General features: G+C 43.5%; 19 protein-coding genes. 3 read left to right on the top strand and 16 right to left on the bottom strand.

Features of this window, described 5'->3' with window-relative positions:
* Positions 1–23: 23 nt before the first annotated feature.
* Together BW986_RS12355 and shc are read left to right on the top strand one after the other, a co-directional pair.
* On the top strand, positions 24–1,673 hold the full coding sequence (locus BW986_RS12355) for a M14 family metallopeptidase (RefSeq protein WP_076368207.1): 1,650 nt from the start codon (positions 24–26) through the stop codon (positions 1,671–1,673).
* A 168-nt stretch (positions 1,674–1,841) separates the two neighbouring features.
* Complete coding sequence (gene shc, locus BW986_RS12360) at positions 1,842–3,737, top strand: squalene--hopene cyclase (RefSeq protein ID WP_076368208.1); 1,896 nt, start codon at positions 1,842–1,844, stop codon at positions 3,735–3,737.
* Positions 3,738–3,967: 230 nt separating this feature from the next.
* Here shc and BW986_RS12365 read toward each other — a convergent pair whose 3' ends face one another.
* The 16 genes from BW986_RS12365 to BW986_RS12440 form a co-directional block, all read right to left on the bottom strand.
* On the bottom strand, positions 3,968–4,450 hold the full coding sequence (locus BW986_RS12365) for a tetratricopeptide repeat protein (RefSeq protein WP_076368209.1): 483 nt from the start codon (positions 4,448–4,450) through the stop codon (positions 3,968–3,970).
* A 232-nt stretch (positions 4,451–4,682) separates the two neighbouring features.
* The gene (locus BW986_RS12370) at positions 4,683–5,231 is read right to left on the bottom strand and encodes a PepSY domain-containing protein (protein ID WP_076368210.1); all 549 of its coding nucleotides are present in this window, start codon (positions 5,229–5,231) and stop codon (positions 4,683–4,685) included.
* Between the two features lie 65 nt (positions 5,232–5,296).
* Entirely contained in the window at positions 5,297–6,652 is a 1,356-nt protein-coding gene (locus BW986_RS12375) for a sensor histidine kinase (protein WP_076368211.1), read from the bottom strand.
* Positions 6,649–7,344: a response regulator transcription factor gene (locus tag BW986_RS12380; protein ID WP_076368212.1), complete on the bottom strand. Its 696-nt coding sequence runs from the start codon at positions 7,342–7,344 to the stop codon at positions 6,649–6,651. Before BW986_RS12380 ends, BW986_RS12375 begins: the two co-directional genes overlap by 4 nt.
* 148 nt (positions 7,345–7,492) lie before the next feature.
* The gene (gene msrA, locus BW986_RS12385; RefSeq protein WP_076368213.1) at positions 7,493–8,014 is read right to left on the bottom strand and encodes a peptide-methionine (S)-S-oxide reductase MsrA; all 522 of its coding nucleotides are present in this window, start codon (positions 8,012–8,014) and stop codon (positions 7,493–7,495) included.
* Between the two features lie 104 nt (positions 8,015–8,118).
* Positions 8,119–8,727 (bottom strand): response regulator transcription factor, encoded by a 609-nt coding sequence (locus BW986_RS12390; RefSeq protein ID WP_076368214.1) that lies wholly within the window; start codon positions 8,725–8,727, stop codon positions 8,119–8,121.
* 12 nt (positions 8,728–8,739) lie between these two features.
* Complete coding sequence (locus tag BW986_RS12395; protein ID WP_076368215.1) at positions 8,740–9,861, bottom strand: sensor histidine kinase; 1,122 nt, start codon at positions 9,859–9,861, stop codon at positions 8,740–8,742.
* A 243-nt stretch (positions 9,862–10,104) separates the two neighbouring features.
* The gene (locus tag BW986_RS12400; RefSeq protein ID WP_076368216.1) at positions 10,105–10,812 is read right to left on the bottom strand and encodes a response regulator; all 708 of its coding nucleotides are present in this window, start codon (positions 10,810–10,812) and stop codon (positions 10,105–10,107) included.
* Positions 10,809–12,401 (bottom strand): ATP-binding protein, encoded by a 1,593-nt coding sequence (locus BW986_RS12405; protein WP_076368217.1) that lies wholly within the window; start codon positions 12,399–12,401, stop codon positions 10,809–10,811. The genes BW986_RS12400 and BW986_RS12405 overlap by 4 nt, the downstream gene beginning before the upstream one ends.
* A gap of 79 nt (positions 12,402–12,480) precedes the next feature.
* Positions 12,481–14,007: a tripartite tricarboxylate transporter permease gene (locus BW986_RS12410; protein ID WP_076368218.1), complete on the bottom strand. Its 1,527-nt coding sequence runs from the start codon at positions 14,005–14,007 to the stop codon at positions 12,481–12,483.
* 18 nt (positions 14,008–14,025) lie between these two features.
* Entirely contained in the window at positions 14,026–14,481 is a 456-nt protein-coding gene (locus BW986_RS12415; protein ID WP_076368219.1) for a tripartite tricarboxylate transporter TctB family protein, read from the bottom strand.
* Between the two features lie 57 nt (positions 14,482–14,538).
* The gene (locus tag BW986_RS12420) at positions 14,539–15,561 is read right to left on the bottom strand and encodes a Bug family tripartite tricarboxylate transporter substrate binding protein (RefSeq protein WP_076368220.1); all 1,023 of its coding nucleotides are present in this window, start codon (positions 15,559–15,561) and stop codon (positions 14,539–14,541) included.
* Positions 15,562–15,720: 159 nt separating this feature from the next.
* Entirely contained in the window at positions 15,721–16,647 is a 927-nt protein-coding gene (locus BW986_RS12425; RefSeq protein ID WP_076368221.1) for an AEC family transporter, read from the bottom strand.
* Between the two features lie 155 nt (positions 16,648–16,802).
* The gene (locus tag BW986_RS12430; protein ID WP_076368222.1) at positions 16,803–17,675 is read right to left on the bottom strand and encodes a LysR family transcriptional regulator; all 873 of its coding nucleotides are present in this window, start codon (positions 17,673–17,675) and stop codon (positions 16,803–16,805) included.
* Between the two features lie 145 nt (positions 17,676–17,820).
* Positions 17,821–18,618, bottom strand: coding sequence for a formate dehydrogenase accessory sulfurtransferase FdhD (gene fdhD / locus BW986_RS12435; RefSeq protein ID WP_076368223.1), 798 nt, complete (start codon positions 18,616–18,618; stop codon positions 17,821–17,823).
* 55 nt (positions 18,619–18,673) lie between these two features.
* The gene (locus BW986_RS12440) at positions 18,674–19,036 is read right to left on the bottom strand and encodes a Na-translocating system protein MpsC family protein (RefSeq protein ID WP_076368224.1); all 363 of its coding nucleotides are present in this window, start codon (positions 19,034–19,036) and stop codon (positions 18,674–18,676) included.
* A 335-nt stretch (positions 19,037–19,371) separates the two neighbouring features.
* On the opposite strand from BW986_RS12440, the gene fdhF reads away from it, so the two are divergent.
* The gene (gene fdhF, locus BW986_RS12445; RefSeq protein WP_076368225.1) at positions 19,372–22,311 is read left to right on the top strand and encodes a formate dehydrogenase subunit alpha; all 2,940 of its coding nucleotides are present in this window, start codon (positions 19,372–19,374) and stop codon (positions 22,309–22,311) included.
* Positions 22,312–22,328: the final 17 nt, after the last annotated feature.

Consider the following 22,328-nt stretch of genomic DNA (forward strand, 5'->3'; position numbering starts at 1 on the left):
AAAAGATAGACAGGAGGACGTCCATGAAAAAAATCATTCCTACAATCGTATCAGCCGCAGCACTAAGTCTTGTCACTGGATTGCCTGGCCCCATAGCCGAAGCAGAAGAATTCACCCCTTATTATGGAAATGGTCCAAGCTACATTCAACCAGATAACCTCTCCCACCTTTTCCCTGACCCTAATGTATCTTTCAACACCCCTGCCTTTAAACAAAACAAGATCGCCTTTACGAGCCAGGAAGAAATGTTGGATCATCTCAAGTCACTTTCCCATAAATACAATAACATCCAGTTCAAGACGATAGGTAAATCCACAGAAGGACGCGACATCCCGATGCTTCTTTTCAGCAAGGATTCAAAAAGACCGAATAAGGCTTCCCATAAACCATTGATTTGGATTCAAGGTCAGATCCATGGCAATGAACCCGCTTCAGGTGAATCAACATTAGTCCTTGCACAATGGCTGGCTGAGGGCAAGCTTGGTGATGTCCTCGATAAAGTGAATATTGCCATCGTTCCACGCGTCAATCCTGATGGCTCTTATTATTTCAAACGATATACCGCAAATGACATGGATGCGAATAGGGACTACTTAAAAGTGGAGTATCCTGAAGTACAGACGATTCATCAGTCAATCGATGATTATGAACCGGAAGTCATTCTGGATGTACATGAATATACAGTGAATCCCGCCCCCCTGAAAAAAGTGGGAGCAAATGGATCGATCGCTTCCTATGATTTACTCATCTCCTCAGCGAAGAATTTAAATATTCCCAACCAGCTTCGAAAAGCTTCGGATGAACTGCTTCTACCTAATGTTTTTAAAGCATTGAAAAAAGAAAAACTTTCCTACCACGATTACTATACACTGGATACTTCTGATGATGGAGTCCTTACCGCCACGGAAGGAAGCACAGAAGCCCGGATTGGCCGAAACGCCCTCGGTTTGAAAAATACAATGACCTATTTAATTGAAACGAGGGGAATCAATATCGGCCGTACGGATTTTAAACGACGTGTTTTTGCACAAGCTACAGCTCAGGCAGCATTCATCAAAACGACAGCCGAACAGGCCAATAAAGTTAAAAAGGCCGTTAAACAGGCAGAAACAGAAGTCGTGCAAAAAGGGCGAAAAGCAAATGATAACGATAAAATTGTCATCACCAGCGAAAATAAATTGGTTAAGGATCAAAAGTTGACAGTAGTCGATTTAGCGAAAGCTAAAATGGTCGATGCCTCCATCGATTGGCTGGACTCCACCGATGCTTACCCTACCCTTGTTAGAGATCGTCCGACAGCCTATATCCTTCAACCGGAATATAAAAATATCGCCAAGAAACTTCAGCTATTGGGAGTAGAAGTTAAACAATTAAAAAAACCTATGAAAATAGCTGTTGAAAGCTATAGGGTCAAGGATTTAAAAGTTTCCGCTGTACTGGAAAGCGGACATTCCACAAGGGAAGTCACGACCACCGTTACATCAACAACTCAGGATTTCCCAAAAGGAAGCTATGTTTTCGACATGGCCCAGCCTGATGCCAACTTCATCTCCCTTGCCCTCGAACCTGAAGGCATTGACAGCTATGTGACATTCAATTTCATCCCGGCTGACAAAGGAAAAGAACTGCCGATTTATCGCTATATGCAGTCATCTTCCTTACCAGCTAAATGATGCATAGTTTCTAAATGACGCTTTGGCAGCTTTCATTGCCAAAGCGTTTTTAGTTTCCACCCTCCTTTATTCATGCGGGACGATGCGCCTGACATGATTTCTTGAATGCGACGACAAGTTTTGAATATACATATAAACGGAAAATGTGTTTTTAGAGGAGGAAAGTCATTGAACCAACATGTACAATTGGAAATCAATCGCCTTGTTCATCGCCTGAAACAAGACCAATCCGCTGATGGTTCGTGGAATTATCCCTTTGACACCGGGATAACGGCAGATGCCTATATGATCATATTATTAAAAACTTTAGATATGGAAGATGCTCCTCTTATAGATGCTTTAGTAAATAGAATCGAAAGCAAGCAAACGGAAAACGGCTCATGGAAACTTTTCCAAGATGAGAAGGACGGCAATGTTACGGTTACGATCGAGGCTTATTATGGCCTTCTTTTTAGCGGACTCCGCAATAAGAACGATCCCCATATGAGGAAAGCTAAACAATTCATTCTTTCCAAGGGTGGCATCAAACAGGCGAAAATGTTAACGAAAATGATGCTTACTGTCACCGGACAATATCAATGGCCGCGCCTGTTCCCCATTCCTCTCGAAGTAGTCTTACTTCCTCCGACCTTTTTCGTCAGCATTTATGATCTTTCCGTATATGGGCGGGTCAACATGATTCCATTGCTATTGCTAGGCCATAAAAAGTTTCAGATCAAAACCCCGGACACACCAAGTTTAAAAGAATTATTTCAAACAAGGGAGGACCTTTCCGAAGAGCATGTGTGGGAAGAGTATCGTACCGAAGAATATCGTTCCTTCTTCTCCAAACTTCAAACAGGCGTCAAAACTTTGATTGGTTATCCCGATTATTTACATTCCTTAGCCTTGGATTCAACGAAAAGGTTCATGCTCGACAGACTGGAACCAGACGGGACACTGTACAATTATTTCGGTTCTACCTTTTTCATGATCTTTGCCCTCCTTTCAATTGGATACTCGAAAAAGGATCCAGTGATTATAAAGGCCATTGCCGGTCTGAAGGGAATGGCCTGCTCCATTGAGGGACACACACATATCCAGTTCACGACACCCCATGTTTGGAATACCTCCTTAATCAGCTACGCCCTTCAAGAAGCGGGCATACCTTCCAAAGACCCAACGGTCAAGGCCGCCAATCAGTACTTACTGTCACGCCAGCATTATATGTATGGTGATTGGCTGATTCATAATCCTAATGCGATTCCAGGCGGCTGGGGGTTCTCGGATTTCAATACCATGAATCCGGATGTCGATGATACGACCGCCTCACTGCGGTCGCTGGCTGAGCAACTGCAAGCAAAACCGGATAATCGGGACAGCTGGCAGCGCGGTGTCTCCTTCACGATATCCATGCAAAATGATGATGGTGGATTTCCGGCCTTCGAGCGGAATAACGACCATAAATGGCTGCACCTTATTCCTATAGAGGGTTCGAAATATCTCCTGACTGACCCTTCTACCGCTGATTTGACAGGAAGAACACTGGAATTCCTGGGGAACTATACAAATATGAAGAAGCAGGAAGAAGTCAGTAAAAGAGCGGTGGATTGGCTATTGGAAGACCAGAAGCGTGATGGCTCCTGGTATGGGCGCTGGGGCATCTGCTATCTATATGGCACATGGTCTGCACTGACCGGCATGAAGGCGGCAGGCCAAGCCACTGGACATCCATCCATCCAAAAAGCCTTAACTTGGTTGAAGAAAATACAAAATGAAGATGGTGGCTGGGGTGAATCTTGTTACAGTGATATCAAGCAACGATATATCCCCCTCGGAGAAAGTACACTGACACATACAGCTTGGGCTGTGGATGCATTGATATCGGCATCCGAAAAGCCGACAGCCGAAATCAAAAAAGGCATTGCCTATCTCATCCGTGCAGGTCAACAGGACAGCTGGACCAATGATTATCCTGCTGGCCAGGGAATGGCGGATTTTTTGTATATCCATTATCATAGCTATCGCTATATTTATCCCCTTTTAGCCTTAAGTCATTACAATAGAAAATTCCTGAAGACTTAATCGTTAGGCAGTATTTTTTATCATATAAAAGTGAATATGTGGATTACCTGTGGAAAAGTAGTGTATAACACCAGAAAGTTATCCACAATCCGAGGTTATCCACATACATTTATCCGTAAATGTGCTAAATGCAAGAAATTTCCCGTCATATTTGTTGATTAATCCATTTCGGATATGTAAGAATGACTTATTTTATCCAGGCTCTGTGGATAGTTTGGGGATGATCACTATTATGTGAATAATTTATCCAGTTTATCACTATAAAATTCTATGGCCTTAGCATAAGATTGTATGTCTCGATCCTTAGAGGTTTCGGCAATTATCTTCAATAAAGACTCCATTGCAAGATCGTGTTGGCCCAAATTATAAAAAACCATGGCCCTGAATACCAATAAAGCCTTATCCTCAGGAAACTTCGCCAGCCCCGATTCCAATGTCCGTCTTGATTTATCATAATCCCCTATGGTGCGATATGTGCTCCCCAATCCTAGGTAGGCCCCTTTTGCATCCTCATCCGGCAAACCTAATTTGAGTGCCGCTTCATAATAGGGTACCGCCTTTACCTCAAGTCCGAGAATATCCAAACTCCAGGCACACTGATACTGTATGACTGCATCGCCTGGATTTTGCTTTGCCAGATCCAGCAATAATCGATTGGATTTTTTGAATTCTTTTTCTCCTCTTAATGACAGTGCCATTTCCAAATTTCCCATTTCCATTCCTCCATTGTATTAGATTCCTTATTGCCCCTATTCGCGATTCCTTTTTTAATTCCTTTATAACTGCAAATATTTCCAGAGTGCCCTCAGCTATATGATGGTTTCTTCCACCCACCCGACTCTTCATCTAGATTCATAATGACATAAAAAAAAAAGGATCTGCCACTCGGCAAATCCTTCATGCACTTCAGTTCATGATCATTCTTAGATCACAGATTACCATCGATTAATCATCCAACTGGTTTTTCAATACTTTTCCCGTGGTGGCATCTACCACTACATCATATTCCTTTTGTCCTTGATTTATTTCCAGCTCGTACACAAGGGTGCCATTCTCCAAATCCAGCTCTGCGTCAGTTACTTGACCATCCACCGCTTTCAAGGCAATCTTTTCGGCTTGATCACTGCTGATTTTTGCAGTTTCCGCAGCTTGTTGTGTGCTTATATCGTCATCATCACCGTCTTCCATTTCCTGAGAAAGAATCTCACCTTTTTCAGCATCAACGTCAACGTCTTGATAGCCTTCTTTCGTTTTAACGGTCATCTCATAGGTCATCGGCTGGTCCCAATCCTTTTCAAATTGAGTAACTTCCCCGCCTAGTTTTTCCGAAATCATTTTGACAGCCTCATCCTCGGATAGGTTACCCTTATTGACTGCATATACCGCCGTTCCAGCAGCTCCGCCGAAAAGTAAAACGGAGGCCATGGACACCGTCATGATTACCTTTTTCCTTTGAATGATACCTTCTTTAATCGTACTCCACTGTTTTTTCATGAATGAATTCCTCCTTTAAGTTGTTACCTTAATAATAAGCATCCTTCATGAAACGAACATGAGTGTTAGATTAGAATTTGATGAGAAAGAGTGATTGTCACCAACGTTCCCTCTCCCACTTCGCTTTGAATATCCAATTTACCTTCGAATGACTCGACCAGCGACCGGGCGATGGAAAGCCCGAGTCCATTGCCTCCCGTTTTCCTTGCCCTCGATGAATCCACGCGATAAAAACGGTCAAATACATGCGGGAGATGTTCTGGTGATATCCCTGCACCTTTATCTTTCACACCGATGAAAATTTCATCGGCCTTCCGTTTTATCATGATTTGAATACTTGATTCACTGTATTTCAAAGCATTGTCCAATAGGATGACAATGACCTGTTCAAGCTTACTGGAAATCGTCATTGCATATATTTCCTTAAACCCTGATTCTATCGTTATTTCACGATTCCCCGTCCTTCTGAATGTTTGGGCAATCCCCTCACAAAACGAAATCAGTTCTATTTTCCCTTCAACATCTGCCGAAGGTTCCGTTTGGGAAGCAGACTGCAGAAGATGTTCCGTCAGCTTTTTCATCCGGATGGCTTCATGATGGATTGCCTCCACCGCCTCTTCCTGAATCGCCTCATCCTTCATTCCCCAGCGTTTCAATAGGGAAGAGTAGCTTTCTATGACCGTAATCGGTGTTTTCAATTCATGTGAAGCATCTGAAAGGAATTGCTGCTGTTGATTATAATTCCGCTCCAGCCTTTCTATCATCCTGTTGAATGCCACTCCCATCACCTGCAACTCGTCCTTTGACTGATCCGATAGCGGTATCCGTTTGAATTCCCCGCTTTTCTCAATATCATTCATCGTTCCGCTCATGATCGATATCGGTTTGAGGATCAGGTTGGCCAGCCACTTACCGGCAAGAATGGATAAAAGAATGACAAAAAGGGATGCACCGCCTAAAACGAGGGCAAGCGTCGATAAATTATCAAGGAGGGTATCCTGCGGCCGTGTGACCTCGATCATCCCTAGCTTCTTCCCTTCATCAGGATAAGGATAACGGTAGGTCATGACATATTCCCCGTCAGCTTTGGTAAAATCATATCCTTTCTCGTTACTGTCTTTAACCGCAAGCCCCTCAAGATCCTCTTCATCGGTAAATGATTTTACCAATCTTCCATCATTGTCAAATATCCGCACCATTCCATCATCCGGGATATACGGCTCCATTAAATCGGGATCACCGGAAATCAAATCTTTCGTCAGGATATTTTCTTCAATTAATGAAGCTTGATCTTCAAGCAGATCCCGTTCCCTCTCTACCGATATCCAAAGGAAGGCTATTAAAACGATGATACTCAACAATATCAGCATAACGCTTAAAAAAAGACTGGAATACGTTTGGATTTTCGTCCGGATCTTCATACTGGCTCCTTCAAGCTGTAACCTACACCGCGGTAAGTATGTATGAGCTGCAGTTCAAAGGGATAATCTATTTTTTTGCGTAGATAACGGATATACACATCGACCACATTCGTATCGCCTGCAAAATCATATCCCCATACATGTGTCAGGATTTGCTCCCTCGAAAGTACTTGATTTTTATTTTGCAAAAGATAAACCAGCAAATCGAACTCGCGGGAAGTCAGCTCAATCCTTTTGCCTTGCCTGTGAATGTCCCTTGTACCAAGGTTCAACTTCAGATCATGAATCTTTAGTTCATCCAATTTCCCCTCCAATTGCCGCTCCCGTACATTGGTCCGGAAACAAGCACGGATCCGTGCGAGCAGCTCTTCAATTTCAAACGGTTTCGTTACATAATCATTTGCACCATGGTCAAGGCCATTCACCTTGTCTGGCACAGCATCCCTTGCGGTTAGAAGGATAACCGGTGTCGATCCATTCTTTTTCCGGTACCGCCTAAGTACTTCTATGCCATTCAGCTCGGGCAGCATCACATCCAATAAGATTAAATCCCACTCCTCGGCTTCTGCCCTTTCCAGACCTGCCTTTCCGGTAAATGCCGATTCTGTTTGATAACCCTCATGATTAAGCTCCAGCTGGAGAACCCTCGCAATTTTTTCTTCATCTTCTATAATTAATATTCTTTTATTCATGATCATCACCACCTACCACTTAGTGTACTGAAGAAATATGAAAATATCATGAGAAATTGAACCCTCCGCATGAAATAATGAATTTAATTTTTGTGCCTTTAAAAAAGGCCAAAAAAAGAACCGGATGTGAAAACACACCCGATCCATTTCATTCACCGTTCCAATGCTGGTCAATGAATTCATCGCGTCCCGATTTCGCACGGTCCGCTTTATAGTCATCTTTGTTTTTTTTATGATAGCCTTGATGGTATTCTTCGGCAGGATAGAAGGTTTGGGCCGGAAGGATTTCCGTTACGATTGGTTTCTGGAACTTCCCGCTGGCTGCTACCTTTTCTTTCGCTTCGAGAGCCAGTTTTTCCTGAGCTTCATCATGAAAGAATATGGCCGTCCGATATTGGCTTCCTCTGTCATGGAATTGACCGCCATCGTCGGTTGGATCAATTTGCTGCCAATATAGTTCCAGCAATCTTTCATAAGGAAATAACTGAGGATCGAAAGTGATTTCCACAACTTCATAATGTCCCGTAGTTCCCGTCTTCACTTCCTCGTAAGTCGGATTTTCAACATGTCCTCCCGAATAACCGGATACGATCCCCCCAATCCCCGGCAGTTCTTCAAATGGTGTCACCATACACCAAAAACAACCTCCAGCAAATGTAGCCTTTTGCATAATGGTCAGCCCCTTTCCTGTATGTAATAAAAATTAATATACCATATTCCAATCCTAAGTCTGCATTTTTTGATTTGAGAAGCCGCCAATAAATGCACCTTCGATTAATCTTTTGACCAGCCCTTTTCCTTGAATCTTACAATTGCTTCAACGCGGTTGCTTACATCCAATTTATCAAGGATGACCGATATATAATTACGAACCGTTCCATTAGTCAAATAAAGCTGGCTTGCGATTTCTTTTGTGGTCTTACCATCCGCGATCAATTTGAGCACTTGGCACTCTCGTTCAGTCAAAGGGTTTTCTTCTTCGAAAGCCATATCCACCAGCTCAGGAGCATAAACGCGCCGCCCATCCATGATGACACGGATCGAGTTCGCCAGTTCATCACTTGGGCTATCCTTCAACAGATATCCACCCACCTCTGCCTTTCTGGCTCTTTCAAAATATCCAGGACGTGCAAAAGTGGTCAAAATGATGACTTTGCATTGGTGGCCCTGATCCTTGATCTCCTCCGCTACATCGAGCCCGGTTTTAACTGGCATTTCAATATCGGTTATGCAGATATCCGGCTTTAATTGATTGACGAGATTCATTGCTTCTTCCCCATTGCTCGCTTTTCCTACAACTTCCATGTCACTTTCCAAATCAAGGATGGAACCTAGAGCGCCAAGCAGCATCCGCTGATCTTCGGCAATTACGATTCGAATCAATGCCAATCCCTCCTATCCATTATTTTTTATAGCATTCGGAACCCTTATATAAAGTGTCATTCCATCTGTTGATTGAATATCCAGGCTGCCATTAACGAATTCGAGCCTTTCTTTCATTCCTTGAAGTCCATTGCCTTTAAAAAACTCTGATCTATGTGAAATCCCCACTCCATTATCCTGTACTGTGATCGTCACCCCTGTTTGTAATTCTTCAATGACGATATGACAGCAGTCGGCCCCGCTATGTTTGACGATATTGGTCACAGCTTCTTTCAAGCACATGCTTAAAACCGTTTCAACAAGCAATGGGGTATCTTTCAATTCCGTGGTGCCTTCCAAATTGAATTCTATCCCTGCCGCCTTCAATATTTGCTTGACCCGGATGATTTCATCGCATAGCTTGGCCCCACGCATTTCCGACACCATTTCACGGACTTCCTTTAGTGCCGTCCTCGCCGTTTGACGGATATCCTTGATTTCCTTCTTGGCCGATTCGGGATTCAAGTCGATCAATTTCCCTGCAAGGTCACTTTTCAAGCCAATCAAAGACAGCTTTTGTCCAAGTGTATCATGTAAGTCACGTGCAATCCGCTGACGTTCTTCCATTTTCCCAAGCTCTGATATTCTTTTATGCGCGTCCTCCAATTGTTCTTCCAGCCTGCCCCGTTTATTTCGATTATATGTGTTGAATGGGAGCAGGATCACGCCTACCACACAAATGAGCATAAAGGGAAATTGCGAAAAGAATGTAGGGTCTTTCATGATGAATCCAATATTGACAGACACGATGGTAGCCAATAGCTGGATCGAATATAAAACGAAAAAGCCAACCTTATTTTGAACATTCCCAATAAAGAATGCTAAAAAAAGCGAAAAGTAAATATAGCTGAAAAATATGGTCATGGATATGGATATGACTATTTGTATCGCCGTCCATACGTATACGGGCCATCCCTTCGAAACGAATGAGAGACCATATGATATGAAAAACAAAATGATCATGACGATTCCAAAGACTATCTCCAACATCGAAGAGGATTTGAAGATGAAATAAAAAGGAAGGATACAAAAAATGATCCAGACATAAGGGCTCAGCCCTGTGTTTTTCGGAAAGATATGATACCAACTTTGCATGGCGCCGCCTCTATTTCTTTTTATCCTAGTATATACTAAGGAGTTTCATCAAAAAACCGTCCAATGGGAATTGGATGGTTTTTTGATGAACAATTTATTGAAACTTGGACATTCATTATGGATGTCAATATTTGCCATCAAACCTTCTGTAAAGGCAGGTGGGAATTTGTATGCCCGGAATAAGATTGGACGTGGTGAAAACCATATTATCGCCAAAAAAGATCCGCCGCTTGGCGAACCCAGTCATAACTTGATGGCATACACCCGTTCAGGACGTCCTACCGTACCATATGTTAAATCGGCATCAATTTTTTCCTCTGACATCAAGTGCTCCAAATAACGCCTTGCCGTCGTCCTGCTCACCCCGATTTCCTTTGCCACTATTTCGGCCGTTAACCCAGGGGAGGATTTCCCCAACACAGCCATCACCTTCTCCAAAGTCATCCGATCGATCCCTTTTGGCAGTAAAGACTGTTCCCTCTCTTTTTCTTTCATTTCCTTTCGCAAAAGCTTATCAACCTGTTGCTGCGTTACGGGAAAATTGCCCTTTTCCAGTTCTGACAGTTTAATGTGATATTCTTGATATCTGTGTAAAGACTGCTTGAAACGTTCAAATGCGACAGGCTTGATAATATAATCAAATATGCCGATCTTGATGGCTTCCTGGACTTTTTCGATTTCTTTAGCCGCCGTTATCATAATGACATCCATTTGTTTGCTTTGCTGCTTGATTTCTTTCAGGATATCGAGCCCATTCATATCCGGAAAATACATGTCGAGCAGCAATAGATCCGGCTGCATGATTTCAATAAAGCTTTTAGCTTCGTCATAGCTTGAGGCGATCCCTATCGTTTGAAAACCCTCAACCTTTTCGATGAACAGCTTTTGTATCTCGGCAATCCGCAGGTCATCTTCTACGATTAAAACTTCTATATCGCGATTGGCCATCATGAAATCACCCCTCTGTTTTTTGGCAGTGCTACAGTGAATATCGTATATTCCCCTTCTTTCGTCGAAAAGGTGATATACCCCCCTAATCCATCTATCGCTTCCTGAACAAGGCTCAAACCTATCCCTGAATTGGTTTGATGGCTTTTCGTCGTAAAGCCGTTCTGGAAAATCAGTTCTGTAACATCTGAATTCATCCCTTTTCCATTATCTTCAACTTCTATGATCAGCTCTTTACCCAAGTCCGTGACGAACAGCGATACCCTTTTTTCCTCCCTTTCATTTTCCCGTACAGCTTCGAAGGCATTATTTATGAGGTTGCCGATGATCGTCACTAATAAATCCCGATCTATTTCGGACGGAATATCTTTAAAACTGCTCTCTCTATCAATTGTAAATTCTATTTTCAGTTCACTCGCTAAACTTACCTTCCCTAAGATGAACCCAGCAATAATCGGATCAGGTATTTCCTTCATTAGAAAGTGAATGAAGCCTTGGGTGACATCCACTTCCTTCGATATGAAATCCATCGCTTCTTTATATGAACCGATTTGAATCAATCCTAGCAAAGTATAGAGCCGATTCGAATATTCATGTGTCTGGGCCCTCAGCCCTTCTGCATATGCCTTTACATGTGACAGTTCCTGAAGGAGATTGGATAGTTCCGATTTTTTTCTCAAACTTGCAACAGCACCGATGATTTCACCCTGTCCATTCAAAATGGGAATCCGGCTTGCCAAAAAAACTTCACCGTCTATCATGAATTCCTGATCATACTCGGCCCGTGCCGTACTGACTACATCCAGCAAATGTGTATGTGTTATGACTTCTTTGATTTTTTGCCCGCGAAGCATGACGTCCTTAGGGATATGAAGGATTTTATGCGCCGTTTCATTGACGACCGTGATTTTCCCATGAACATCAATGGCGATGATGCCTTCATGGATGGATTCCAAAATGGCATGCTTCTCTTGAAACATCCAGGCGATCTCTTTCGGCTCCAAACCCAATATCGCCTTTTTTATATTGAATGAGATGAAAAAGGCTATCAATAAACCGCCGATTAATATAAAAGTGATGACCCAGACGATCTTTCTTTGTATACTGGACACCTCTTTTTCAATATCATCCTGAAGGTAGCCAACAGAAACTACTCCAATTACCTTTTCATTTGCGATTATCGGGGATTTCCCCCTTATTGAAGGACCCAATGTCCCTGTGGACTCCGTGATGATGGATTTCCCATCCCACACTTCCGCATTATCTCCCCCTACCATTTTCCTCCCGATCATGTCGGGATTTGGATGGGACAGCCGTGTTTCATTTTCATCGCCTATTACTATGAATTCCGCATCGATCTGCCTGCGGATTCTTTCCGCGATGGGCTGGATGATTACAGAAGGATTATCCGTTCGAAAAGCTTGTTTAATTTCAGGCAGCAAAGAAATGGTCTGGGCAACAGACAATGCTTTTTCCCCTGTTTCCTGCTTCAGGTTATTTTCCAGGATATTTATGAAAATAAGTTCAAAGATTCCACCCATTAAGATGATTAACGTACAGATGCCCAGCATCAACTTGGTGTGTAAACGCATTCAATCACCTCTACTTACATCATATAAAAAAAACCCCCTTTAAAAAAGGGGTTTTTTCACAACATTCAGAAAATACCAGTTAACCTTCAATATTGATGACAACATCCTTCCCTCTCTTCTTAAGCAAAACCGGAATGAGCAGCCATAATGCCGTTATGATCAGGAATGTCAGCGAAAGCGGCCGGGTGAAAAACAAACTGTAATCCCCATCGGATATCGTCAGGGCCCTGCGCATATTATTTTCTATCATCGGTCCTAAAACCAGTCCTAATACCAATGGGGCGATTGGATAATCATTTTTACTTAAGAAATATCCCAAGACCCCGCATCCTAATAATAGCAATAAATCATAAGTCGATACTTGTACCGCATAAACGCCAAAAATGGAAATCGCGATAATGATCGGAATCAAATATTTCTTTGGCGTTTCTATGATTTTCGCAAAAACCTTTACGAGCGGGAGATTAAGGATGAGGAGCATCAGATTCCCGATGAACATACTAGCGATAAGCCCCCAAGCCACCTGAGGGTGGTCCTCGAATAATAATGGACCTGGCTGAACATTGTACATCATGAGCGCACCCATTAAAATCGCCGTTGTGCCGGAACCCGGAATTCCCAGCGTCAATAATGGAATCATCGCTCCGCCAGATGCCGCATTATTGGCCGTTTCAGGTCCAGCCACCCCAGCGATCGCCCCTGTACCAAATCTCCAGGGTTTCTTTGAAATCCGTTTTTCCATTAGGTATGAGAAGAAAGAAGCAAGAGTAGCCCCTGCACCCGGCAGGATACCTACAAAGAAGCCTAAGAGCGATCCCCTCGCAATGGGACCCGCGGATTCCTTTAACTCTTCTTTGGAAGGAATCAAATTTTTGATCTTTGCAATTTCCCCGTCATCCTCTTCTTTTTCCAAGATTGTCTTGAATACTTCTCCAAGTGCGAATAGACCGACTGCGATCGTCAGGAATTCGACCCCTTGATACAGCCAAGGAATGTCGAATGTAAAACGGGCGATCCCGGATACATTATCGATGCCTATCGTCCCGATCAACAAACCGCAAACCGTCATGATCAGTGCCTTTGTTACGGATTTTCCCGCTAGGCCGCTAACGGCCGCCAACCCTAGAAGCATGAGCGAAAAATACTCCGCCGGACCGAATTTAATGGCAATCGTCGATAATGGCTGAGCCAAGGCAATCATGGCGATAAGGGTGACTATCCCTCCGACGAAGGAACCGATTGCCGAAATGGATAAAGCACTTCCGGCCCTTCCTTTCTTCGCCATTTGGTAACCATCCAATGTCGTGACGACAGAAGAAGATTCGCCAGGTGTATTCAATAGGATTGAAGTTGTCGACCCTCCATACATCGCTCCATAATAAACACCTGCAAGTAAAATGATGGCGCTTGTTGCCGCTTGCTCTGGTGGAAGTCCCCCTGTAATCGAAGCGGTTACCGGAATCAAAAGTGCCACGCCGCTCATTGGCCCGATCCCTGGCAAAACGCCGACAGCCGTACCGATCAATACTCCGACAAATGCAAAAAGGATGTTATACCAAGTTAGAGCCGTTTCAAATCCATGCATTAAATAATCAAAAGTGCCCACTTCAAATCCCCCTTCCTTTTAGGAAAACCAGATTGGCCAACCCGGCAATGTTCCCTTTAACACATTCACGAATAAATAATAGATGATTCCGGAAAATCCTGCGGAAATGATGAGCGATGTCACCCACTTATTCCGTTCCATCGTTTGAAAGCAAACAAACAAGAAGAGAAAGGTCGTAATGACATATCCTATCGTTTCCAATGTCAAAATATAAATCAAGGTGGAGAGCAGAATGATGAAAAAGGGTTTATATTGCAACTTTTCCTTACCCGATTCCTGCACCTTGCTCCGAAATGCTTCATAGAACAGGCGAATACTTAAAACAGCAAGAACGAGCCCCAATACAAAAGGGAAAATGTCCGGTCCTACCGAACTTCCATAAGAAGAACTGGCCAGTTTCCTGCTTCCTATCATGAACAGCACCCCGACAGCCAGAAAGGCTACAGATGCAAAGCGATCAAATTTCACGTCCATCCTAATCCCTCCATTTCAGAAAACAAGAAGAAGGTGAAAGCACCTCCTTCTCCTCTATTATTTTTCCATGCCTAAAGCTTCTAATAATTGCTGCACCTGTTTCTCCTGTTCTACTAAAAACTTGCTGAATTCTTCACTATTTTTATATTCTTGTTCCCATCCTTGAACTTCCACTTCTTTTTTCCATTCAGAAGTTTCAACTAGCTTTGCAATGGTTCCGTCCCAAAAGGTTTTCGCTTCACCAGACATATTCTGAGGTCCAAAAACCCCTCTCCAAATCGTGAATTCAGCATCAACACCCTGTTCCTTTGCCGTCGGTATGTCTTTTAGATCGCCACCCAAACGTTCAGTCGAGGTTACGGCCAACACTCTAATCTTGCCTGCTTTTAAAAATTCCCTGACACTGGATGCATCCGTTCCGATCACATCCGCATTACCGCCAAGCAATGCCGTAATCGCTTCCCCGCCCCCGTCGTACGAAACGTATTTAAGTTCAGTTGGATTCAAGCCATATTCATAGGCTGGAAGAATGGAAATCAAATGATCCATGGATCCCGGAGCCGATCCTCCTGCAAAGGTCAACTTACGCGGATCTTTCTTCACCGCTTCCAGCACTGATTTCAAATCCTTGAATTCGGAATCCGCCTTTACCACTATCGCCCCATAATCCTTTGTCAGCTGCGCCAAAGGGGTCGTATTTTTATATCCATAAGGACTGTTGCCTTCTTTTTTAAGGTTATTGATGATGACAGGCGGTGAATTCACGAATAGCATGTCATTATTATCCGCTTGCTGTGTTGCATAATCCGCCATGAAGACTGCTCCCCCGCCACCGGGTTTGTTTTCTACGGTCAATGGCTGGTTCACAAGTTTTGTCTCACCCAATACCTTTGTAAATGAACGGGCGGTTAAATCCCATCCCCCGCCTGCGCCTGATGGAGCAACGACCGTTATTGCTTTTTTCGGATAGCCTGTGCTTTCTTTCTTTTCTCCTGATGTATCCGAACTGCTGCATGCACCTAAACTTAAAGCTAACGAACCCGCCAATATGACTCCTGAAATCTTTTTACGAGAAAACATAATAATCCCCCTTTTGAAAGCGTTTTCTTAATTCTACAAAAATATCTTCGTTTTCTTTGATTATTTACCTAAGATGCATAAATTCCATAACCTCTATATTGTTCATAAAGTTTTATCGAAAGGCATGGGAAAAAGGCCCGCCCATTACGAGCAGCCCTGCTAGAATAATATTTTTGATAGGTATACGACCATCGTTACCGTTATACTGCTGAATAAAGTCGACATCAAGACTGCCTGTGCCGCATACTCCGGATGGTTGTCATATTCCAAAGCGAATAATGCGCTGTTTCTCGATGTTGGGAATGAACTTGCGATAAATAATCCCTGAGCGACAGTCCCTTCCAAACCCAACAGGAGGATGATAAGGAATGCGATGGATGGCGAGAGTATTAACCGGCCAATCAAGCTAAGGATAAGGGGTAGCGGGAATTGCGTCATTTTCAAATAGGCACTCTGTGCACCCAATGTGATCAAGGCAATGGCTATGAAAGCACTCGCGATATTATCAATCGGGGTCCATAAGAACAGCGGTATGTCGACAGAAGCGGAATGTAATAAAAAACCGAGTAATAAAGCATAAATGACGGGGTTCTTCAAGAACTCGCGAATGGCGCCCTTCGCACTTTTTGTATGGACGGAAACGGAATTCATCAATCCATAGGTATAGGTCAACAGGTTTTGAAAAATGATCACGATGACTTGGATCGACAGGCCAAGGGGATTCCCATTAAAAACCATCTGACTGACGGGTAACCCGAAATTGGCTGAGTTATTCAAGACTACACTATTTTTAAACGTGGCAGAAAGACTTTGATCAAACCTGGCAAGTTTAGCAATCACAGTACTTACGATGATGAGGCTTATCGCTTGAAGAGCAAGGAAGCTGAATATCTGGACGATCATTCCCCCGCCCATTTTACTTTGATATATATTGATAAAGCTAATGGCCGGCATGAGCAGGAAGTGATTCAATTTAGACAGCGTATTCATATCCAACTTGAATTTACGATGCAGGATGGCCCCCGCCCCTATCAGGAAAAAAACCGGCACAATGACATTCAATACGATCAGAAACAGGACACTCACTTGACTTCCTCTCCATTCCTTAGGCAAATTCCTGGTGATTTACATCTCCCATCTATCATAATCCCGGGATAACCATAGTTAAAATACCAATAAATTATCGTTAACCATTCAAAAAAGGAATGACAAAAAAAAGCACAGATTTTCTGCGCTTCCAGCTAAATATCCATCATGAAGTCGACGTCTTTGACAAATTCGACAAACGCTTTGACCAGTTTTAATTCCAGTGACTTTTCATGATATAACATCCATGTATTCCTGATAAGGGGATTACCTTGCTTATCCTTAAGGTCCATTTGACGGAGATTTTGGTCTTTCTCCAATAAAACACTGGGGAGGATGCCATATCCCAGGCCATTCCTGACCATTTCTTTGCATGTATCACCTTTATCCACTTCCATCCCTACCAAAGGAGGTCCAGAAAAATTGTCTCTCCACCAATTATCGATCATCGTTTTCAAAAATGCATCCGTCCCATAATCGATCCTCGGCAGGAAAGGGAGGTCCCGGACATCGATTTCTTCCTTGGAAGCAATGCAAATCGTTTCCTCAAAAAGATGGTGCCTTGATCCTGCCCATTGATAGTCCCCCCGAACGATCCCAACATGCACTTCTTCCTTGTAAATGAGGTTCAGCACTTCTTTACTCCAACCGGTTGTCACATGGAAATCCACTTTAGGATATCGCTCACGAAATAATCTCAACAGTCCTGGCAATTTATGCAGCGTGATATAATTGGAAACACCCAGCCGTAATGTCCCACTGATCTCCTGACCCATATTGAACGCTGTCTCTTTGATCTGCCGGAGCCTGATCAGCATCTCATCTGCACAGTTCGCCAAATATTCTCCTTGAGGGGTGAACTGCACTCCCCTTGTTCCCCGCTCCACAATCTTTAGATTGAATTCCTTCTCTATTTGCTGAATTCGTTTCGTTAAAGAAGGTTGCGATATATATAAACTTTGCGCCGTTTTAGTAATATTCTTGTGCTCATGCAACACCTTTAAAATATGCCAATCCCTTTCATTCATAACCCTTCCCCCGATACCGCTTTTTCCTTGAATGTCCTATCCAAACTGTACCATAAATGAGATGTTGGATATATCCGGGCCATGCCTGCAGGGACTTTCCCAAAGCGCATTCTCCAGCCCGCCTTAAGAGCGGCATCTTTCACGCTCAGTCATTCAATTGAATTCGTTCAGGGCATGTATAGATATTCAGTGAATCATTACGAATGAACCCGACAGTGGTGATTCCCAATCCTTCAGCCAACTCCAAAGCCAATTCGGTTGGAGCGGATTTCGAGAGGATCAGTTCACAGCCGATTTTCGCCACCTTCAAGAGAATTTCCGATGAAATCCGGCCGCTGAACACGATTGCTTTCCCTTCTATCGAAATACCATTTTTCAAGCAATGGCCATATATTTTGTCCAAGGCATTATGCCGTCCGATGTCCATCCTGCTTAATACGAGGCCATCGACATCGCATAAAGCGGCATTGTGGACCCCTCCTGTATTCTGGAAGGTGACAGCTGAATTTTGTAAATCCTTCATCAAGCGGAAGCAGTCATCGGGAGTCAATTTCACCGAAACATTATCCATTTTCTTGGCAGTCAATGCATCATTCACAAAGACGAACCCTTGTCTGCTCATTCCGCAGCATGATGTAATATACCGCTTATTTTGAAAGTCCTGGAAGTAGGGATTCACTTTATCTGTCTTCACATGAACGAAGCCTTCTTTTTCCTGGACCCAGATTTCTTTTATCTCATCATATCTTTTGATGATGCCTTCCGAAGCCAAATAACCAATCACCATATCCTCGATGTATTCAGGTGTACAAACCATCGTGACGAATTCCTGGCCATTTATTTTGACAGTAACGGGATACTCCGTTACGATCGTATCTTCCGTCCGCTCGATGTTGCCTTTGGTTATCCGGATGATGTCCCTCTTGCTTTCAATCGCTTTCATGTTCCCACTCCTTTTACTATCCAGGAGCCAATTGACCACTATGCAAGGAACATGGTCAATGCCCGTTGAGTTTGTCCGCTATATCCTTATCAAATACAAATACGGAAATCGCTATGTTCTCCTTGATTTTGATATCTGAAAACAAATGGACCAGTTTTGCTCCAACCAGCTCTTCCATTCCATCAGGAGGACTCTCCGAATACACATCCTGAACCATTTTGGTTCGCGCTGAATGGACCATGTCCCTTCCTTCCTCCGATCTTGATATGAACATTTCCGTAGGAGTCAAATTCCCATATAACGTAGAAACGGCCATATTTTCCACGAAAACCGTGTGTATGCGTTCTGGTCCTTTACCGAATAGTTCCTTGCGCAGCTTACGAATCATATCATTGAATTCATGGATAACTTTTGACACCGTTACGTCACTCCAATTCAAGAAAAATTAAGTTCTCAATTTTCTTATCATAAATCAACGCGAAGAAAAACAAAAGGAATTTGGGAATGATAACCTCTTTCCAGGATTGTTTCTTGTTAAAATTAAAGGTATAATATCAATGAGGAAAGTTGGGAGCATAATAGTGTACTGTTGTGTCCTATCTTTTTTAAAAATTATCCATTATGGTATGGATTGGTATATTGGCAAGCTTTGCTATTAAACTATTCCACCATGACCTACATTTCCGTTCAGAGCCGGAGGTGTGATCATGGTGGTTTTTTTTCGTGTTTTTGGCTATAAAAGGGGGAAATATAATGAGCGATTCAAACATCACCATCAAAATCAATGGGAAGGATTATACCGCTAATGAAGGAGCGACAATACTGGAGGTCATCAACCAAAATGAGATAGCTCATCCACAGATTTGTTATGTTCCTGAAGTGGATCCGATCCAAACATGCGACACATGCATCGTCGAAGTAAATGGGGAACTCGTCCGATCATGTTCAACAAAAGCAGCGGGCGGCATGGATATAGCCTTGGACTCAAGCAAGGCAAAAGCAGCCCAAACCGAAGCCATGGACCGGATCCTGGAAAACCATTCTTTATACTGTACTGTATGTGATAATAATAACGGAAATTGCAAACTGCATAACACAGCGGAATTAATGGAAATCGAACACCAAAAATATCCTTACACACCGAAAGTGGAATTGGGTGCCGTCGATATGTCCCATCCATTTTACCGTTATGATGCCAATCAATGCATCGCATGCGGGCAATGTGTCGAAGTCTGCCAAAACCTTCAGGTCAACGAGACGCTGTCCATCGACTGGGAAGCGGAACGCCCCCGTGTAATCTGGGATGAAGGAACGGAAATCAATAACTCATCTTGTGTAGGCTGCGGACAGTGTGTAACCATTTGTCCATGTAATGCATTAATGGAAAAATCGATGCTGGGTGAGGCTGGCTTCATGTCAGGTTTGAAAAACGATATGCTTGAACCAATGATTGACCTTGTCAAAGAAGTGGAACCTGGATACAGCGGGATTTTTGCCATTTCGGAGATTGAAGCGGCAATGCGTGATACACGGACGAAGAAGACAAAAACGGTCTGTACGTTCTGTGGGGTGGGATGCACATTTGAAGTCTGGACAAAAGGCCGTAAAATCCTTAAAGTCCAACCTACTCATGAAGCACCCGTCAATGCGATATCCACATGTGTCAAAGGGAAATTCGGCTGGGACTTCGTAAACTCGGAAAAACGTTTGACCAAGCCCCTGATTCGGAAAAATGGTAGATTCGTTGAATCAAGCTGGGATGAAGCACTTGATTTGGTTGCAACCAGACTTGGTTCGATCAAACAGCAATATGGCGGAAATTCAGTAGGCTTCATTTCCTCATCAAAGATCACGAATGAAGAAAACTATGTGATTCAAAAACTGGCACGGCAAATGTTCGAAACGAATAACGTCGACAATTGCTCGCGTTACTGTCAATCCCCGGCAACAGACGGACTGTTCCGTACAGTCGGCATGGGCGGTGATGCTGGTACGATTAAAGATATCGCCGCAGCAGGTCTTGTCATCATCGTTGGGGCTAACCCTGCAGAAGGTCATCCCGTATTGGCGACACGCGTAAAACGGGCACACAAGCTTCACGGACAAAAACTGATCGTAGCAGACATCCGCAAAAACGAAATGGCCGAGCGCTCCGACATCCACATCAGTCCAAAACAAGGAACAGACCAAGTTTGGTTGATGGCGGTTACAAAATATATGATCGATCAAGGCTGGCATGATCAAGAATTCATCAATGAAAATGTTAACTTCTTCGAAGATTATAAAGAGGTACTTGAAAAATACACCCTGGAATATGCCGAAACACACACAGGCATTTCCAGAGAAACATTGATCCAAATAGCTGAGACCATTCGCGATGCAGACGGAACATGCATTCTATGGGGAATGGGCGTTACACAAAACACCGGTGCTTCCGATACTTCGGCGGCAATTTCCAACTTGCTATTGGCTACGGGTAACTACCGTCGTCCAGGAGCGGGAGCTTATCCGCTTCGCGGCCATAACAATGTACAGGGCGCTTGCGATATGGGTACCCTGCCAACATGGCTTCCAGGATATCAGCATGTTACCGATGACGTGGCACGTGCTAAATTCGAAAAAGCTTATGGAGTGAAAATTGATGGCAAACCAGGCTTGAACAATATTGAAATGCTTAAAGCGATAGAAAAAGGCGACATGAAGGCCATGTATCTTGTCGGAGAAGATATGGCACTTGTCGATGCGGATGCAAACCATGTTGATAAAGTGTTATCCGGATTGGATTTCTTTGTTGTCCAGGATATTTTCCTTTCAAGGACAGCCCAATATGCCGACGTGGTATTGCCCGGATCTCCATCTCTTGAAAAAGACGGAACGTTCACCAATACGGAGCGCCGTGTACAGCGTTTATATAAAGCCCTTCCCACTATGGGAGATTCCAAAGCGGACTGGGAAATCACTCAAGAGATCGCCAACCGCTTAGGTGCAAATTGGAACTACACACATCCTAGTGAAATCTATGAAGAAATGGCAAGCTTATCACCGATATTCAGCCAAGCGAATTACGAGGTGCTGGAAGGATGGAACAGCTTCCTCTGGGGAAGCCATGATGGATCAAACACGCCGCTTCTTTATGTGGATGGCTTCAACTTCCCTGATAAGAAAGCTCGCTTTGCACTGGCTGACTGGGTGGAACCTCATAAATTCCCGGAAGAATATGACCTTCATATCAATAATGGACGCATGCTGGAGCATTTCCATGAAGGCAATATGACGAACAAATCCAATGGAATCCAATCGAAAGTACCTGATATTTTCGTTGAGGTATCACCAGAACTTGCCAAAGAACGTAAAGTCGGTGATGGCGGACTCGTTCGCTTAGTGTCTCCATTCGGGGCAGTTAAATTAAAAGCCCTGATCACAGACCGCGTGAAAAATAATGAGCTGTTTTTACCGATGAACTCAGTCGACAAAGACTCTGCCATCAACTTCCTGACTGGTCCTATCTATGATCAACGCACAAGCACGCCTGCCTACAAACAGACGATGGTCCGCATGGAAGTATTAAGCGCAAGCGGGGACATCCCATTACCGGGTACCAATCCAAGGAACAAAAAACGTCATCCTCAAAATGGTGTCGAGGTTGAACGTAAGTGGGCCCGTCCAGGGTATGTTCACTTAACGGATAAATAAACAAGGAGGGTGAAGAT

The sequence above is a fragment of the Peribacillus simplex genome (genome assembly GCF_900156045.1).
In the GTDB taxonomy this organism is placed as follows: domain Bacteria; phylum Bacillota; class Bacilli; order Bacillales; family DSM-1321; genus Peribacillus; species Peribacillus simplex_D.

Coding starts and splice junctions, on each gene's coding strand:
- BW986_RS12355 (WP_076368207.1), top strand. CDS start 24: ATGAAAAAAATCATTCCTACAATCGTATCAGCCGCAGCACTAAGTCTT.
- BW986_RS12365 (WP_076368209.1), bottom strand. CDS start 4,450: ATGGGAAATTTGGAAATGGCACTGTCATTAAGAGGAGAAAAAGAATTC.
- BW986_RS12370 (WP_076368210.1), bottom strand. CDS start 5,231: ATGAAAAAACAGTGGAGTACGATTAAAGAAGGTATCATTCAAAGGAAA.
- BW986_RS12375 (WP_076368211.1), bottom strand. CDS start 6,652: ATGAAGATCCGGACGAAAATCCAAACGTATTCCAGTCTTTTTTTAAGC.
- BW986_RS12380 (WP_076368212.1), bottom strand. CDS start 7,344: ATGAATAAAAGAATATTAATTATAGAAGATGAAGAAAAAATTGCGAGG.
- msrA (WP_076368213.1), bottom strand. CDS start 8,014: ATGCAAAAGGCTACATTTGCTGGAGGTTGTTTTTGGTGTATGGTGACA.
- BW986_RS12395 (WP_076368215.1), bottom strand. CDS start 9,861: ATGCAAAGTTGGTATCATATCTTTCCGAAAAACACAGGGCTGAGCCCT.
- BW986_RS12400 (WP_076368216.1), bottom strand. CDS start 10,812: ATGATGGCCAATCGCGATATAGAAGTTTTAATCGTAGAAGATGACCTG.
- BW986_RS12405 (WP_076368217.1), bottom strand. CDS start 12,401: ATGCGTTTACACACCAAGTTGATGCTGGGCATCTGTACGTTAATCATC.
- BW986_RS12415 (WP_076368219.1), bottom strand. CDS start 14,481: ATGGACGTGAAATTTGATCGCTTTGCATCTGTAGCCTTTCTGGCTGTC.
- BW986_RS12420 (WP_076368220.1), bottom strand. CDS start 15,561: ATGTTTTCTCGTAAAAAGATTTCAGGAGTCATATTGGCGGGTTCGTTA.
- BW986_RS12430 (WP_076368222.1), bottom strand. CDS start 17,675: ATGAATGAAAGGGATTGGCATATTTTAAAGGTGTTGCATGAGCACAAG.
- fdhD (WP_076368223.1), bottom strand. CDS start 18,618: ATGAAAGCGATTGAAAGCAAGAGGGACATCATCCGGATAACCAAAGGC.
- fdhF (WP_076368225.1), top strand. CDS start 19,372: ATGAGCGATTCAAACATCACCATCAAAATCAATGGGAAGGATTATACC.